Source organism: Acinetobacter sp. 789_lipA (assembly GCF_058242845.1).
This window is the reverse complement of record NZ_JBZAYS010000001.1, coordinates 1,202,457-1,217,971: the sequence shown is the minus strand read 5'-3', so window position 1 is coordinate 1,217,971 and position 15,515 is coordinate 1,202,457. Positions and strand designations below refer to the sequence as shown.

The following is a 15,515-nucleotide window of genomic DNA, read 5'->3' as shown; positions in this document are numbered from 1 at the left end:
TTACGCTCCTTTTAAAATCAGCTACTCAGCCTAAGACACCAATTTAGGTTTCTGATTCAATGCTGCATCACGTTTAGCAAATTTCAGTACTCCATCCTCAAAAGAAGCACTTTTCAATGTCTTACGATCCGCAAGATAATTATTGCTGACTTTCCATGGCGCATGTTTACCCTGTTTTGGCATCACATTGGCAGCACGTGCAATATAACCCGAGCTTAAACTGCCCATGACCGTATCATCCATCAGCTCTGTCGCGTCCCCTTTCGGGATCACTTCAGCCCACTGCTTTTGATCCATATAGTTGAGTAAGCGGCAAATATATTCAGCTGCAATATCCACTTTCAAGGTCCATGACGCATTAATATAACCAATAATCATCGCCATATTCGGTACATCACTGACCATCACGCCCTGATATAACATATGTTTAGAGGTATCTAACGATTTACCGTCAATGGTCGCTTGTATACCACCCAAGATTTGAATTTCTAGACCAGTGGCTGAGACGACAATATCGGCCTCTAAATGCTTACCAGACTTTAATTGGAGACCCGTTTCAGTAAAGCGCTCAATCTGATCTGTCTCAACACTGGCTTGGCCTGAACGAAGAATTTTAAATAAATCACCGTCTGGCACCACACATAAACGTTGGTCCCAAGGATTATATTCAGGGGTGAAGTGTTTCATGTCCACTTTACCTTTGAGCTGCATTTTAATCGACTGGAGCAGCAGTCGGCGTAATAATTTCGGTTGTTTCTGCGCGAGTGCGTAAATCCCGCGTTGCATTCCAATATTACGTGCACGAGTCAATTTATACGCCACATCTTCCGGCAACACTTTACGCATTTTGTCATATACAAAATCGATCGATGGCACTGAAGCAATATAGGTTGGAGAGCGTTGTAGCATAGTGACATGCAACGCCCCACCTTTGGCCATCGCAGGCACCAGTGTAATCGCTGTCGCTCCACTCCCAATAATGACGACTTTTTTACCTGTATAATCTAATTTTTCAGGCCAAAACTGTGGATTTACAAACTTGCCTTTAAATACTTCCTTATTTGGAAAATCAGGTTGGTAGCCTTGGTCGTAGTTATAATAGCCGGTACAGCCAAACACAAAATTTGCAATCCAGTTTTCTTTTTTGCCTTTTGCATTCTCAATCACTACCTGCCACTTTTTCTGAGCAGAATCATAATTGGCGCTAAGTACTCGATGTTTAAAATGAATTTTTTCTTTGAGTTTCTGTTCATCAATGACTTCCGCCAAATAGCCCTTAATCGAAGAACCATCTGCCAAAACGCTGGCTTGTTGCCACGGTTTAAAATTAAAACCAAAGGTCGACATATCTGAATCAGAACGAATACCTGGGTATTTAAACAAATCCCATGTTCCACCAAAGCTGTCACGACGTTCAATAATTTCAAACGAACGTTGTGGACAATGCTTGGTTAAATGTGCCGCAAGGCCAATGCCTGAAATACCTGCACCTACAATGAGCAGATCGACGTGCTTATCCATGTTGTTTTTATCCTGTCTTATATTCTGTTCTTATTAAACCATAAAACTGACAATACACAATGTCAAGTTTAAGCAGATCTTTCGTAAAATATGTCACTACAGGCCAAAATACAAAGATTGTCGAACAAAAACCCATAAAAAAAGACCAGTGAAACACTGGTCTTTTTCTAAGAACAACTGAATAGTTCTACGAAATTATTTAACTTCGCGATCTACTAGTTCAACGTAAGCCATCGGCGCAGCATCACCTGCACGGAAGCCCGCTTTAAGAACACGTAGATAACCGCCGTTACGTTCTTTGTAACGAGGGCCAAGAACGGTAAATAATTTACCAACAGTTGCTGCTGAACGAGTACGAGCAAACGCTAAGCGACGGTTTGCAACAGTATCGTTTTTAGCTAAAGTGATTAAAGGCTCAGCTACACGACGTAACTCTTTTGCTTTAGGCACAGTTGTTTTGATCAACTCGTGCTCAAACAAAGAGTTAGCCATGTTTTGAAACATCGCTTTACGATGGCTGCTTGTACGGCCTAATTTCACACCACTATTACGATGACGCATGGTGATAGTCCTACTTAATTAACGGCTACGATAGGCGAAACGATCGTCCATACGGAGACTAGCTGGTGGCCAGTTCTCTAAACGCATGCCGAGTTGTAAGCCTTTTGAAGCCAGAACATCTTTGATCTCAGTAAGCGATTTTTTACCAAGGTTAGGAGTTTTGAGTAACTCAACCTCAGTGCGCTGTACAAGATCACCAATGTAGTAAATGTTTTCTGCTTTCAAACAGTTAGCAGAACGAACAGTAAGCTCTAGATCATCTACTGGACGAAGCAAAATCGGATCAACTTCTTCACGAGGTTCTTGAGCAACAGGAGCTTGATCTTTCTGAAGGTCAACAAAAATTGCAATTTGTTGTTGCAAGATTGTTGCCGCTTTGCGGATCGCTTCTTCAGGATCAACTGTACCGTTGGTCTCAAGATCAATGACCAATTTATCAAGGTCTGTACGTTGTTCTACACGAGCGTTTTCCACTGTGTAAGACACACGTTTGATTGGGCTATAAGAAGCATCTAACTGTAAGCGACCTACAGGGCGAGTTTCGCCTTCTGGGAAACGCGAGTCAGAAGTTTCATAACCACGACCTTGAGAAACTTTCAAGCGCATTTTTAATGAGCCTGAAGCACTTAAAGTACCGATCAAATGTTCAGGGTTAACCACTTCAACATTATGAGGCAAACGAAGGTCAGCGGCAGTTACGTCGCCAGGACCTTGTTTCTCTAATGTCAAATAAGCTTCATTTTGATCGAACAGCTTAATAGACAATCCTTTTAGGTTCAGCAAGAGCTCGACGATGTCCTGCTGCAAGCCTTCCAAAGTACTGTACTCGTGCTCGACACCTTCAATCTCAACTTCAACCACAGCAGCGCCAGGTAAAGAAGAAAGAAGGATGCGACGTAAAGCATTGCCCAGAGTATGACCAAAGCCACGCTCTAAGGGTTCTAGAATAACTTTTGCCGAGGTCCCGCTAACCGCTTCGACCTTGATCGCTTGCGGAGTTAGAAACTCATTTGCAGTACGCGTCATATTGCTACCTCAAGGATTATTTAGAATACAATTCTACAATCAAGCTTTCGTTGATTTCAGCAGGTAAATCTGAACGATCTGGTGCAGCTTTAAACGTACCTTCCAACTTAGAATGGTCAATTTCCATCCAAGAAGGAATACCACGTTGTGCAGCTAATTCAACTGCGTTTTTGATACGCAATTGTTGTTTAGCACCTTCATGCACAGCAATTACATCACCAGCTTTAACTTGGATAGACGCGATGTTAACACGACGGCCATTCAAAGTGATCGAGCGGTGAGATACAAGCTGACGAGCTTCTGCACGTGTAGAACCAAAACCCATGCGATAAACGACGTTATCAAGACGGCTTTCAAGCAGTTTCAACAAGTTTTCACCAGTTGCGCCTTTCACACGAGCAGCTTCTTTATAGTAATTACTAAATTGACGCTCTAAAACACCGTACATACGACGTACTTTTTGTTTTTCACGTAATTGTAGTGAGTACTCAGATTGTTTACCACCACGCGCTCCGCCATGTTGGCCAGGAGCTTTAGCAGCTTTTTTAGTTTTGACGTCAAATGGTTTAACGCCAGATTTTAATTGCAGGTCTGTCCCTTCGCGGCGAGAGAGTTTGCATTTTGGACCAATATAACGAGCCATGAATGTTTCTCCTTACACGCGACGTTTTTTAGGTGGACGGCAACCGTTGTGCGGGATTGGCGTCACATCGGTAATGCTGTTAATTTTATAACCCACTGCACCTAAAGCACGAACCGCAGATTCACGACCAGGACCAGGACCTTTTACAAGGACGTCCAAGTTTTTCAAACCGTAGTCTAAAGCAGCTTTACCAGCAACTTCAGCAGCTACCTGAGCAGCAAACGGAGTTGATTTACGTGATCCACGGAAGCCTTGTCCACCAGAGGTAGCCCAAGCCAGTGCATTACCTTGACGATCGGTAATAGTCACAATGGTGTTATTAAAAGAAGCGTGAATGTGTGCAACACCTTCAGAGACGGTACGAGTGACCTTCTTGCGTGTGCGAGTATCTTTAGCCATCTTTTAGCTTCCAGAAATCTTATTTCTTAATAGGTTTGCGCGGACCTTTACGGGTACGTGCGTTAGTTTTGGTGCGTTGTCCACGGACAGGCAAGCTGCGACGATGACGAAGACCGCGGTAGCAGCCTAAATCCATTAAACGTTTAATGTTCATGGAAATTTCGCGACGTAAATCACCTTCGGTCGGAACCTTAGCAACTTCTGCACGAATCGCATCAAGCTGAGCGTCATCTAATTCACGGATCTTTGTAGTCGGCGCGATACCAACAGCAGCCAAGATATTCTTAGCAGTGTGGCGACCTACACCAAAGATGTACGTTAGAGAGATAACAGCATGCTTGTTATCCGGAATGTTTACACCGGCAATACGAGCCATTCAATTTTCTCCAAAAAGGCAGTTAAGACAATCAACCGCCCCACAAAAATCTTGAGGGGCGGATAATAACCTAATTAGCCTACTGAAATCAACAGGTCTTGATCAGATTAACCTTGACGCTGCTTATGACGAGGTTCTGCGCTACAAATTACGCGAATAACCCCATTACGACGGATAACTTTACAGCTACCACAAATTTTCTTTACAGAAGCTTGTACTTTCATGATGAAACCTCAAGTGCGCTTATCCCTTAGGATGAGCAGTCGTTTTTCTCATTAACGTTTGATTATCGTACTGATGCGAGGTGAGATGTGCTTGCAGCTGAGCCATAAAGTCCATCACTACCACCACAACAATAAGCAAAGAGGTACCACCTAAAGAGAATGGAATACCAAATGAGCTTTGTAAAATCATCGGCATTAAGCAAATGATGGTGATATAAATCGCGCCAATAAATGTCAAACGGTTAAGAATATGATCTAAGTAACGAGCAGTTTGCTCACCTGGACGAATACCAGGTACATAAGCCCCGCTGCGTTTCAAGTTTTCCGATACTTCTTTCGGGCTAAATACAAGCGCTGTATAAAAGTAACAGAAAAAGATAATTAACGCACCAAAGAGCACCAAATACAACGGCTGACCAGGCGAAAGCACCAATGCCAAATCTTGCAAACTACGTTTGATAATACCCGCATTCGGATCTGCACTACCCACCCATTGCCCTAAGCTCGCAGGGAACAAAAGCAATGAACTTGCGAAAATCGCAGGGATCACACCGGCCATATTAATTTTCAATGGCAAATGTGACTGTTGTGCAGTAAATACACGACGTCCTTGTTGTTTTTGAGCATAGTTTACTGGAATACGACGTTGCGCCTTCTCAATAAACACAATTGCAGCTAATACAGCCAGAGACAACACGCCAAAAATAACCAAGCCGATTAGACTGGTTTGACCATTATCTACTGATGATATTGATTGCAGAATTAAATTCGGCAAACCTGCAACAATACCGGCGAAGATGATCATGGAAATACCATTGCCCACCCCACGTTCGGTAATTTGCTCACCTAACCACATTAAGAACATTGTACCTGCAACCAAAGAGGTTACAGCTGGTACGTAGAAAGCCAGACCTGCAGTTAAGGTAATACCTTGACTGATCAGACCAGCACACATCCCAATTGCCTGCACGAGTGCAAGGAACAATGTACCCTGTCGCGTATATTGATTAATCTTACGCTTGCCTTGTTCGCCTTCTTTCTTTAAAGCTTCCAGCGAAGGAATAACTGTAGACATTAACTGCACGATAATCGATGCAGAAATGTACGGCATAATCCCAAGAGCAAGAATGGACATACGCTCTAATGCACCACCTGAAAACATGTTAAACAAACCAAGGATCGTGCCTTGGTTTGCATTAAAAAGATTTTCAAGTGCGGCATTATTAATGCCTGGTACTGGAATATGTGCTCCTAGTCGAAAAACCAATAATGCACCGATGAGAAACATCATGCGGCGAATAATTTCACGGTATTTCACATGAAATGGCTGGCCTTTCATCATATTGACATGACCTGAAGAACTAGGAGACATAGACACTAGCGATTACTCCTCGACTTTACCGCCAGCAGCTTCAACAGCAGCTTTAGCGCCTTTAGTCACAGCAACACCTTGAACAGTGAATGCACGAGTAATTTCACCAGAAAGTACGATACGAGCACGTAACATATCTTTACGTACAACGTTTGCAGCTTTTAAAGTTTCTAGGCTAACGATGTCGCCTTCCACTTTAGTAAGCTCAGATAAACGTACTTCAGCAGTTTTCAAAGCGATTTGGCTAGTGAAACCGAATTTAGGTAAACGACGATATAACGCAGTTTGACCACCTTCAAAGCCTGGACGAGTACCACCGCTCTTACGTGAATTCTGACCTTTGACACCACGGCCACCAGTCTTACCAACGCCAGAACCGATACCACGGCCTAGACGACGATTTTCACGTTTTGCACCTTCAGCAGGTGCAAGCTCATTTAAACGCAGAGTCATGGCTTATTCCTCTACACTAACCATATAGTAGACTTGGTTGATCATACCACGGTTAGAAGGCGTATCTTGCACTTCTACAGTATGACCAATACGACGCAGACCTAAACCTTGTAGGCTAAGCTTGTGATTTTTCAAGCGATGCGCAGAAGATTTAGTCTGGGTAACTTTAATCGTTTTCATGATTGATTACCCTTGAATTTGTTCTACTGTAAGACCACGTTTCGCAGCAACCTTCTCAGGAGAAGTCATATCACGCAGACCGTTAAAAGTCGCGTTTACTACGTTTGCAGCGTTAGTAGAACCATAACATTTTGTTAATACGTTACGTACGCCCACAGCTTCTAGAACTGCACGCATAGCACCACCAGCGATTACACCAGTACCTTCAGAAGCAGGCTGCATGTAAACACGGCTTGCACCGTGACGCGCGTTAATAGGGTGCTGTACAGTACCGTTAACAAGGTCAACAGTAATCATGTTGCGACGAGCAGCTTCAAGTGCTTTAGAAATAGCAGCTGGAACTTCACGTGCTTTACCACGACCAAAACCTACACGACCATTACCATCACCAACCACAGTCAATGCTGTGAAAGAGAAGATACGACCACCCTTAACAACTTTGGCTACACGATCAACGGCAACCAGCTTTTCAACAAGACCTTCGTTTTGTTCAACTTTAGCCATGATTAGAACTCCAAGCCGTTTTCACGAGCAGCATCAGCCAAGGCTTTGATACGACCATGATATTTGAAACCAGAACGGTCAAATGCAACTTTAGTAACACCAGCTGCTTTAGCGCGTTCTGCGATTAAAGCACCTACTTTAGTAGCTGCTTCAACGTTACCAGTTGTGCCAGCACGTAAAGTAGCATCTAAAGTTGAAGCTTGCGCTAAAACTTTGCCACCATCTGCTGAAATAACTTGAGCGTAGATGTGACGCGGAGTGCGGTTTACACACAAACGAGTCGCACCCAACGCACGGATGTGCAAGCGTGTGCTTTTCGCACGACGCAAACGGGATTGTTTCTTTTCGTTCATAAGAACCTCGCGCCTTATTTCTTCTTAGCTTCTTTACGAAGTACAACTTCGTCAGAATAACGAACACCTTTACCTTTATAAGGCTCTGGTGGACGGTAACCACGGATATCTGCAGCAACCTGACCTAAACGTGCTTTATCAGCAGATTTAAGAACAATTTCAGTTGCGGTAGGAGTTTCAGCAGTTACACCTTCAGGAAGCGTATAGTCGATCGGGTGAGAGAAACCAAGGTTAAGGTTAACAATATTACCTTTAACCGCAGCTTTATAACCAACACCGATAAGTTGTAACTTACGTTCGAAGCCTTCGCTCACACCTTTTACAAGGTTGTTAAGCACAGCGCGAGCAGTACCAGCTTGCATCCAAGCGTCTTTCGACTCAGCTTTTGGAGCAATCGCTAAAATACCGTCTTCCTGTTTAAGCTCGACCAGCGCATGCAGGGTGAAAGACAAAGTACCTTTGCTACCTTTCACTTCGACCTGCCGGCCGTTCTGAGTAACTGTTACACCGTTAGGTACAGTTACTGGGGCTTTAGCCACACGAGACATGAGGAATCACCTATTAAGAAACAAAAGCAATAACTTCACCACCGATACCTGCAGCACGTGCAGCGCGATCAGTCATGATGCCTTTGCTTGTAGAAACAATTGCAATACCTAAACCTTGCTTAACGCTCGGAAGTGCATCTTTACCGCGATACTGACGTAGACCTGGACGGCTTACGCGTTTCACAGTTTCGATAACTGGTTTGCCTTCGAAATACTTTAAAGTCAAAGTAAGAGTTGCTTTGCCTTCAGCATCAGCAACTTCTACGTTTGAAATGTAACCTTCTTGTTGAAGAACGTTTGCAATAGCAACCTTCAACTTAGAGTTAGGCATAGAAACGGTTTGTTTCTTTGCCATTTGCGCGTTACGAACACGAGTTAACATGTCGGCAACGGTATCTTGCATACTCATCTATAGCGCTCCTTACCAGCTTGCCTTAACAACGCCCGGTACATCACCTTGCATTACTGTATCGCGTAATTTGTTACGGCTTAAACCGAACTTACGGAAGTAACCATGAGGACGACCAGTTAAACCACAACGGTTACGTAAACGTACTGGAGACGCATTACGTGGTAATGCTTGGAATTTCATCATCGCTTCGAAACGCTCTTCGTCGCTAGCATTTACGTTTGCAATAACAGCTTTTAATTCAGCACGTTTTGCAGCGTATTTAGCAACAGTAGCTTCGCGTTTCAATTCGCGATTAATCATACTTTTCTTAGCCATATCGACCTCTTATTTGAACGGGAAGCCGAATGCACGCATAAGCGCACGGCCTTCGTCATCGGTGCGAGCAGTCGTAGTGATGGTAATATCCATACCACGAATACGATCAATCTTATCAAAATCGATTTCAGGGAACATGATTTGTTCCTTAAGACCCATTGAGTAGTTGCCGCGACCGTCAAATGATTTCGCAGAGAAACCACGGAAGTCACGGATACGAGGGATCGCAATCGAGATTAGACGGTCTAAGAATTCGTACATACGTTCGCCGCGTAAAGTAACTTTACAACCAATCGGCCAACCATCACGGATTTTGAAACCAGCGATTGATTTGCGAGCTAACGTAAGAACTGGTTTTTGACCAGCGATAGCTTGCATATCAGCAAGAGCACCATCAAGGAGTTTTTTGTCAGCAGCAGCTGCGCCAACACCCATGTTGATCGTGATTTTAGTAATGCGAGGAATATCCATCACATTTTTAACGGCTAAAGTCTCTTGTAATTGAGCCTTAAGTTCGTCGTTGTAACGCGTTTTAAGTCTGGCCATTGCCTTTTCAACCTATTACTTCGCTACCGCCACTGATTCACCATTTGACTTGTAAACGCGAGTTTTCACGCCTTCAGTCACTTGGTAACCAACACGGTCAGCCTTTTGGGTTGTAGCATTAAAAATTGCCACGTTAGAGATATGAAGCGAAGCTTCTTGTGTAACTACAGCGCCTTCAGCACCTGTTGCACGGTTCGGCTTTTGATGCTTCTTAACCAAGTTAAGGCCTTCAACCATAACACGGTCATTTGAAACAGACAGAACAGTACCCTGTTTGCCTTTTTCTTTACCTGCGATCACAATAACTTGATCGCCTTTTTTAATCTTAGCCATGATTGCCTCTTATAGAACTTCAGGAGCCAGTGAAATAATTTTCATGAACTGTTCAGTACGAAGTTCACGAGTCACTGGTCCGAAAATACGAGTTGCAATCGGCGCTTTGTTGTTGTTCAAAATAACAGCAGCGTTATCGTCGAAACGAATCACTGAACCGTCTGGACGACGGATACCGAATTTTGTACGAACCACAACAGCATTCATCACGTCACCTTTTTTAACACGTGCACGTGGAATAGCTTCTTTTACAGTAACTTTAATAATGTCGCCAACAGAAGCATAACGACGGTGTGAACCACCAAGTACTTTAATACATTGTACGCGGCGAGCACCACTATTGTCTGCTACGTCTAGCATACTTTCGGTTTGAATCATTGCCCTACTCCAAAACCGAGCATCACCGGTCACAATTTCGAAAGGCTCAAAGAGTACTCGAAATTAACCGATGATGCAACAGATACGTCTAATTACTCAGCAGCAGCTTCAACAACTTCAACTAGAGTCCAAGACTTAGTTTTAGAAATTGGGCGGCTTTCTTTGATAGTCACAACGTCGCCAGTTTTAGCTGTGTTGTTCTCATCGTGAGCATGTAATTTAGTTGAACGGCGGATTGATTTGCCATACAACGGGTGTTGAACGCGGCGTTCGATAAGTACAACAATAGACTTGTCCATTTTGTCGCTTACTACTTTGCCGGTTAACGTGCGAACTGTTTGTTCACTCATTGTCCGTTCCCCTGTTTTTCGGTAAGGAGTGTCTTAATACGAGCAATTGTCTTACGAGTAAGTGCAACTTCGTGCGATTTACCCAATTGACCAGTTGCTTTTGCCATACGAAGACGGAATTGGTTAAGCTGTTGCTCATCAAGCAAAGCTGTCAACTCTTCTACCGACTTTTCACGTAGATCTTTAGTTTTCATTACATTACCGTCCGAGTCACGATAGTGGTTTTAAACGGAAGTTTAGCAGCTGCAAGCGTAAACGCTTCGCGAGCCAATTCTTCGTTAACACCATCAATTTCGTACAAGACTTTACCTGGTTTGATTTGGCAAACCCAGTATTCCACAGAACCTTTACCTTTACCCATACGCACTTCAAGAGGCTTAGAAGTAATTGGCTTATCTGGGAAAACACGGATAAAGATCTTACCACCACGTTTAATACGACGGCTGATTGTACGACGCGCTGCTTCAATTTGACGAGCAGTCATTTGACCACGCTCAACAGATTTAAGTGCGATTGTACCAAAAGATACCGAGCTACCGCGGTGAGCTAGACCAGTGTTACGGCCTTTCTGCACTTTACGGAATTTAGTACGTTTAGGTTGTAACATGGATTATTCTCCTTTTTCAGCAGAACGATCATTGCGACGACCACGACGCTCTTGACCTTCACCACGACCACGACCGCGTTTAGCTGGACGTTCTTCAGCTGGAGCTGGGTTCATGACTTGTTTCATGCCACCCAAGATCTCACCACGGAAGATCCAAACTTTAACACCAATCGTACCGTAAGTCGTTTCAGCACGCATAGTTGAATAATCGATGTCTGCACGAAGTGTATGCAAAGGTACGCGACCTTCACGATACCACTCAGTACGAGCAATCTCAGCACCACCTAAACGGCCTGACACTTCAACTTTGATACCTTTAGCACCAGCACGCATTGTGTTTTGAACCGCACGCTTCATAGCACGACGGAACATTACACGTTTTTCTAATTGAGAAGCGATAGCTTCAGCAACTAAACGAGCGTCTAAGTCTGGGCGATCGATTTCATTGATACTTACTTGCGCTGGAATACCCATAATTTGAGTAAGTTCACGCTGTAGTTTCTCAATGTCTTCGCCTTTTTTACCGATCACGATACCAGGACGTGCAGTGCTAATAGTTACTTTAGCAGCGCCCGTAGGACGTTCGATAAGAATATTGCTGATCATTGCATTCTTAAGTTTTTTAGTTAAAAACTCACGAACTTGAAGATCTTTAAGCAAGTATTCAGCGTATTGTTTCGGACTCGCATACCAGTTGGCGTTATGACGTTTTACAACACCAAGGCGGATACCGATTGGATGAACCTTCTGACCCATATCAAACCCCTACCTTAACGGTAATGTGACAAGTACGCTTAGTAATACGATCTGCACGGCCTTTAGCACGTGGCATAATACGTTTAAGGCTAGTGCCTTCATCAACGTAAATCGTAGTAACCTTAAGGTCGTCTACATCTAAACTGTTATTATGTTCAGCGTTTGCAATTGCAGATTCCAATGCTTTTTTAACCAAAACTGCAGCTTTTTTGTTGCTGAAGTTGAGAATATTAAGCGCGTGAGCAACAGATTTGCCACGGATTAGGTCTGCAACCAAACGAGTTTTTTGTGCCGAGATAGCGGCACCGCGTAATTTAGCAGTAACTTCCATCATAGCACCTTAACGTTTAGATTTCTTGTCAACACCGTGACCACGATAGGTACGAGTTGGCGCGAATTCACCAAGTTTGTGACCAACCATATGTTCAGATACGATCACTGGAACATGGTTACGGCCATTATGTACAGAAATTGTTAAACCAACAAAATCTGGGAGGATCATCGAACGACGCGACCAAGTTTTGATCGGCTTACGGTTATTAGCCGCGATAGCCGCTTCAACCTTAGCGAACAAGTGCGCATCGACGAATGGGCCTTTTTTCAGAGAACGAGGCATTGTCAGATTCCTTTACTTGTTACTTAACGCGACGGTCGCGAATAATCATCTTAGTCGTACGCTTATTGGTACGTGTCTTGTACCCTTTAGCTTTTTGACCCCATGGGCTTACAGGTTGAATACCTTTGCTACGACCTTCACCACCACCGTGCGGGTGATCTACTGGGTTCATCGCCATACCACGAACGGTAGGACGAACGCCACGCCAGCGTGCTGCACCTGCTTTACCAAGTGAACGAAGGTTGCTTTCTTGGTTAGAAACTTCACCAAGAACTGCACGGCACTCAACGTGAATTTTACGCATTTCACCAGAACGTAAACGAACGATAGCGTAAGAACCGTCACGACCCAACAACTGAACTGAAGTACCAGCAGAACGAGCTAATTGCGCGCCTTTACCGATTTTAAGTTCGATGTTGTGAAGAGTAGAACCGATAGGCATGTTGCGAAGCGGTAAACAGTTACCTGGACGAATTGGAGCATCGTTACCAGATTGAACTTTATCGCCAGCGCGAAGGCCTTTAGGCGCGATGATGTAGCGACGCTCACCATCAGCATACAATACTAGTGCAATGTGTGCTGTACGGTTAGGATCGTATTCAATACGCTCTACAGTTGCAGGAATACCATCTTTGTTACGTTTAAAGTCAACTAGACGGTAGTGCTGCTTGTGACCGCCACCAACGTGACGAGTCGTGATGTGACCGTTGTTATTACGACCACCAGTACGTTTTTTAGCTTCAACCAACGGAGCATAAGGCGCACCTTTGTGAAGATGGTCGTGAACGACTTTCTCTACAAAGCGACGTCCAGGAGACGTTGGCTTACATTTTTGAATTGGCATAATTCTCGTCCTTATTCCGCTGCGCTTTCAGCGGTATCGCCCAAGTCAGCCATTTCAACATCTTGGCCAGCTTTCAGGGTGACGTATGCTTTTTTAACATCAGAACGACGTCCTAATGTTTTACCAAAGCGTTTAGTCTTACCTTTAGTGATCGTTGTGTTAACTTTAACAACCTGAACACCAAACAATTGCTCAACAGCTTTTTTAATTTCAAGTTTGTTTGCGTCAAGTGCAACTTTGAAAACTTGAACACCAGCAGTTTCGCCTAAAACTTGTGCTTTTTCTGAGAATACAGGTCCTTGTAGGACTTGATAGATACGTTCGTTGTTCATCCGAGTTCTACCTCAATTTTCTTAGCAGCAGCTACAGACATAACAACTTTATCGAACGCAATCAAGCTAACAGGATCGATAGCAGCAGCATCAACCACATCAACGTGTGGAATGTTGCGCGCTGCAAGGTATAGATTCTCATCTACAGATTCTGTAACGATCAATGCACGAGTAGCATTCAAGTCGTTAAGTTTTGCAAGCAACTCTTTAGTTTTTGGAGCAGCAACAGCAAACTCTTCAACCAATACAAGACGATCTTGGCGAACAAGTTCAGCTAAGATACATTGCATTGCACCGCGATACATTTTGCGGTTAACTTTTTGAGACCAATCTTGTGGGCGAGCAGCAAAAGTTTTACCACCACCTACCCAGATTGGGCTACGAATAGAACCAGCACGAGCGCGACCAGTACCTTTTTGACGGAATGGCTTTTTGCCACCGCCAGAAACGTCTGCACGTGATTTCTGAGCTTTTGAACCTTGACGGCCACCAGCTAAATAAGCTGTAACAACCTGGTGTACAAGAGCTTCATTGAATTCACGACCGAACGCAACTTCTGATAATTCAACAGCAGAGCCGGAAACAGTATTTAAATTCACGTTATTTCCCCTCAGGCCTTGATCGTAGGACGAACAGTTACGTCACCACCAGTAGCGCCAGGAATCGCACCTTTCACTACTAAAACTGAACGTTCTGCGTCGATAGATACAATTTCTAGACCCTGTACAGTTACGCGCTCAGCACCTAAATGGCCAGCCATTTTTTTGCCTTTGAACACGCGACCAGGAGTCTGGTTTTGACCTGTAGAACCCAGAACACGGTGAGATAGTGAGTTACCGTGAGTAGCATCTTGCGTACGGAAGTTCCAACGCTTAACACCACCTTGGAAACCTTTACCTTTCGACTGACCAGTTACGTCAACAACTTGACCAACTGTGAACATGTCTACACCGATAGTTCCACCAACTTCACGACCTTCAAGATCAGCTTCTGTTGCACGGAATTCTTGAACTAGACGACCAGCAGCAACACCCGCTTTCGCGAAGTGACCTTTCTGAGCGTTAGTTACGCGAGATTCGCGACGTTCACCAGTAGTGATTTGAATCGCTTGATAACCATCAGTTTCAAGCGTTTTGATTTGAGTGATGCGGTTAGGATCAACCTCAATCACTGTAACAGGCACAGAAACACCAGCATCTGTAAAGATACGTGTCATACCGCACTTGCGACCGACTAAACCAATAGCCATGTGCATAAACCTCTAAAAAAGCGGCCTAATTAACTTAGAGCGTTAATCAACCCGAAAGCCTTAACCCAATGCGATCTGAACATCAACACCAGCTGCAAGATCTAACTTCATCAATGCATCTACAGTTTTGTCTGTAGGTTGAACGATGTCGATCAAACGTTTATAAGTGCGGATCTCGTATTGGTCACGCGCATCTTTGTTAACGTGTGGTGATGTTAAAACGTTAAAACGTTCAATGCGTGTAGGCATTGGAATTGGACCACAAACTTGTGCGCCAGTACGTTTTGCTGTTTCTACGATTTCTTGAGCTGATTGATCAATTAAACGGTGATCAAAAGACTTCAAACGGATACGAATTCTCTGGTTAGACATACCAGTAAACTCCAAGCCAAATATATAAAGAATCACTCCTGACGCATCTCACCCCACTAAAAGGTAAGTGTCAAGAGCAGTGAAATATCACTAAGGTCATGATCGATGCCACGACTGTCACGATGTTAACTACTTTATTCGCAGTTAACCCCCTTTCATTAAAGGGTCGCTCATTATAGCCATTGTTTAATGCATAAGCAAATCCATTTTTGATTTTTTACAATATATTCAATTTGTTTGGATTA

The 15,515-nt window shown here is 43.8% G+C and carries 28 protein-coding genes and 1 pseudogene; all 29 read right to left on the bottom strand.

Annotated elements, in window-relative coordinates; all coding sequences use genetic code 11:
* Positions 1-30 precede the first annotated feature (30 nt).
* The gene (locus AC4CUZ_RS05785) at positions 31-1,521 is read right to left on the bottom strand and encodes a flavin-containing monooxygenase (protein ID WP_490747364.1); all 1,491 of its coding nucleotides are present in this window, start codon (positions 1,519-1,521) and stop codon (positions 31-33) included.
* Between the two features lie 195 nt (positions 1,522-1,716).
* Positions 1,717-2,082: a 50S ribosomal protein L17 gene (rplQ, locus tag AC4CUZ_RS05780; RefSeq protein WP_004691290.1), complete on the bottom strand. Its 366-nt coding sequence runs from the start codon at positions 2,080-2,082 to the stop codon at positions 1,717-1,719.
* Positions 2,083-2,100: 18 nt separating this feature from the next.
* Positions 2,101-3,108 carry a DNA-directed RNA polymerase subunit alpha gene (locus tag AC4CUZ_RS05775; protein ID WP_004691292.1) on the bottom strand — a complete coding sequence of 336 codons (1,008 nt, stop codon included), beginning with the start codon at positions 3,106-3,108 and terminating at the stop codon, positions 2,101-2,103.
* Between the two features lie 16 nt (positions 3,109-3,124).
* Entirely contained in the window at positions 3,125-3,751 is a 627-nt protein-coding gene (gene rpsD / locus AC4CUZ_RS05770) for a 30S ribosomal protein S4 (protein WP_004691294.1), read from the bottom strand.
* A 12-nt stretch (positions 3,752-3,763) separates the two neighbouring features.
* Positions 3,764-4,150 (bottom strand): 30S ribosomal protein S11, encoded by a 387-nt coding sequence (rpsK, locus tag AC4CUZ_RS05765; protein WP_001040166.1) that lies wholly within the window; start codon positions 4,148-4,150, stop codon positions 3,764-3,766.
* A 19-nt stretch (positions 4,151-4,169) separates the two neighbouring features.
* On the bottom strand, positions 4,170-4,526 hold the full coding sequence (rpsM, locus tag AC4CUZ_RS05760; RefSeq protein WP_004691296.1) for a 30S ribosomal protein S13: 357 nt from the start codon (positions 4,524-4,526) through the stop codon (positions 4,170-4,172).
* A gap of 107 nt (positions 4,527-4,633) precedes the next feature.
* Positions 4,634-4,750, bottom strand: a complete 117-nt coding sequence (gene rpmJ, locus AC4CUZ_RS05755) for a 50S ribosomal protein L36 (RefSeq protein ID WP_000867907.1) — start codon at positions 4,748-4,750, stop codon at positions 4,634-4,636.
* Between the two features lie 19 nt (positions 4,751-4,769).
* Positions 4,770-6,089 carry a preprotein translocase subunit SecY gene (secY, locus tag AC4CUZ_RS05750; RefSeq protein WP_171054269.1) on the bottom strand — a complete coding sequence of 440 codons (1,320 nt, stop codon included), beginning with the start codon at positions 6,087-6,089 and terminating at the stop codon, positions 4,770-4,772.
* A 45-nt stretch (positions 6,090-6,134) separates the two neighbouring features.
* The gene (gene rplO, locus AC4CUZ_RS05745; RefSeq protein ID WP_004691300.1) at positions 6,135-6,575 is read right to left on the bottom strand and encodes a 50S ribosomal protein L15; all 441 of its coding nucleotides are present in this window, start codon (positions 6,573-6,575) and stop codon (positions 6,135-6,137) included.
* 3 nt (positions 6,576-6,578) lie between these two features.
* A complete protein-coding gene (rpmD, locus tag AC4CUZ_RS05740) occupies positions 6,579-6,755 on the bottom strand; it encodes a 50S ribosomal protein L30 (RefSeq protein WP_004691302.1) in 177 nt (58 codons plus the stop codon).
* A 6-nt stretch (positions 6,756-6,761) separates the two neighbouring features.
* Complete coding sequence (rpsE, locus tag AC4CUZ_RS05735; RefSeq protein WP_004691304.1) at positions 6,762-7,259, bottom strand: 30S ribosomal protein S5; 498 nt, start codon at positions 7,257-7,259, stop codon at positions 6,762-6,764.
* 2 nt (positions 7,260-7,261) lie between these two features.
* On the bottom strand, positions 7,262-7,612 hold the full coding sequence (rplR, locus tag AC4CUZ_RS05730) for a 50S ribosomal protein L18 (RefSeq protein WP_004650473.1): 351 nt from the start codon (positions 7,610-7,612) through the stop codon (positions 7,262-7,264).
* 14 nt (positions 7,613-7,626) lie between these two features.
* Entirely contained in the window at positions 7,627-8,160 is a 534-nt protein-coding gene (gene rplF / locus AC4CUZ_RS05725; protein ID WP_004691306.1) for a 50S ribosomal protein L6, read from the bottom strand.
* Between the two features lie 13 nt (positions 8,161-8,173).
* Positions 8,174-8,569 carry a 30S ribosomal protein S8 gene (gene rpsH / locus AC4CUZ_RS05720; protein WP_004691308.1) on the bottom strand — a complete coding sequence of 132 codons (396 nt, stop codon included), beginning with the start codon at positions 8,567-8,569 and terminating at the stop codon, positions 8,174-8,176.
* A 12-nt stretch (positions 8,570-8,581) separates the two neighbouring features.
* Positions 8,582-8,887, bottom strand: coding sequence for a 30S ribosomal protein S14 (gene rpsN / locus AC4CUZ_RS05715; protein WP_004691309.1), 306 nt, complete (start codon positions 8,885-8,887; stop codon positions 8,582-8,584).
* Positions 8,888-8,896: 9 nt separating this feature from the next.
* Positions 8,897-9,433 (bottom strand): 50S ribosomal protein L5, encoded by a 537-nt coding sequence (gene rplE, locus AC4CUZ_RS05710; protein ID WP_004691311.1) that lies wholly within the window; start codon positions 9,431-9,433, stop codon positions 8,897-8,899.
* Between the two features lie 15 nt (positions 9,434-9,448).
* Positions 9,449-9,766: a 50S ribosomal protein L24 gene (gene rplX / locus AC4CUZ_RS05705; protein WP_004691313.1), complete on the bottom strand. Its 318-nt coding sequence runs from the start codon at positions 9,764-9,766 to the stop codon at positions 9,449-9,451.
* Between the two features lie 9 nt (positions 9,767-9,775).
* Positions 9,776-10,144, bottom strand: coding sequence for a 50S ribosomal protein L14 (gene rplN, locus AC4CUZ_RS05700; RefSeq protein WP_004657680.1), 369 nt, complete (start codon positions 10,142-10,144; stop codon positions 9,776-9,778).
* A 92-nt stretch (positions 10,145-10,236) separates the two neighbouring features.
* On the bottom strand, positions 10,237-10,494 hold the full coding sequence (gene rpsQ / locus AC4CUZ_RS05695) for a 30S ribosomal protein S17 (protein ID WP_004691314.1): 258 nt from the start codon (positions 10,492-10,494) through the stop codon (positions 10,237-10,239).
* Positions 10,491-10,688, bottom strand: coding sequence for a 50S ribosomal protein L29 (gene rpmC, locus AC4CUZ_RS05690; RefSeq protein WP_004650482.1), 198 nt, complete (start codon positions 10,686-10,688; stop codon positions 10,491-10,493). The genes rpsQ and rpmC overlap by 4 nt, the downstream gene beginning before the upstream one ends.
* Positions 10,688-11,101: a 50S ribosomal protein L16 gene (rplP, locus tag AC4CUZ_RS05685; RefSeq protein ID WP_004691317.1), complete on the bottom strand. Its 414-nt coding sequence runs from the start codon at positions 11,099-11,101 to the stop codon at positions 10,688-10,690. Before rplP ends, rpmC begins: the two co-directional genes overlap by 1 nt.
* Positions 11,041-11,857, bottom strand: a pseudogene (rpsC, locus tag AC4CUZ_RS05680) (30S ribosomal protein S3). Before rpsC ends, rplP begins: the two are co-directional and overlap by 61 nt.
* A 1-nt stretch (position 11,858) precedes the next feature.
* Positions 11,859-12,188, bottom strand: a complete 330-nt coding sequence (rplV, locus tag AC4CUZ_RS05675) for a 50S ribosomal protein L22 (protein WP_004691320.1) — start codon at positions 12,186-12,188, stop codon at positions 11,859-11,861.
* A gap of 9 nt (positions 12,189-12,197) precedes the next feature.
* Positions 12,198-12,473, bottom strand: coding sequence for a 30S ribosomal protein S19 (rpsS, locus tag AC4CUZ_RS05670; protein ID WP_004281508.1), 276 nt, complete (start codon positions 12,471-12,473; stop codon positions 12,198-12,200).
* Between the two features lie 19 nt (positions 12,474-12,492).
* A complete protein-coding gene (gene rplB, locus AC4CUZ_RS05665; protein WP_004691322.1) occupies positions 12,493-13,317 on the bottom strand; it encodes a 50S ribosomal protein L2 in 825 nt (274 codons plus the stop codon).
* Between the two features lie 11 nt (positions 13,318-13,328).
* Positions 13,329-13,649, bottom strand: a complete 321-nt coding sequence (gene rplW / locus AC4CUZ_RS05660) for a 50S ribosomal protein L23 (RefSeq protein ID WP_004691323.1) — start codon at positions 13,647-13,649, stop codon at positions 13,329-13,331.
* Entirely contained in the window at positions 13,646-14,248 is a 603-nt protein-coding gene (gene rplD, locus AC4CUZ_RS05655) for a 50S ribosomal protein L4 (RefSeq protein ID WP_004691326.1), read from the bottom strand. The genes rplW and rplD overlap by 4 nt, the downstream gene beginning before the upstream one ends.
* A gap of 11 nt (positions 14,249-14,259) precedes the next feature.
* The gene (gene rplC, locus AC4CUZ_RS05650; RefSeq protein ID WP_004691328.1) at positions 14,260-14,898 is read right to left on the bottom strand and encodes a 50S ribosomal protein L3; all 639 of its coding nucleotides are present in this window, start codon (positions 14,896-14,898) and stop codon (positions 14,260-14,262) included.
* A gap of 60 nt (positions 14,899-14,958) precedes the next feature.
* Positions 14,959-15,270 carry a 30S ribosomal protein S10 gene (gene rpsJ, locus AC4CUZ_RS05645; protein WP_000070912.1) on the bottom strand — a complete coding sequence of 104 codons (312 nt, stop codon included), beginning with the start codon at positions 15,268-15,270 and terminating at the stop codon, positions 14,959-14,961.
* Positions 15,271-15,515: the final 245 nt, after the last annotated feature.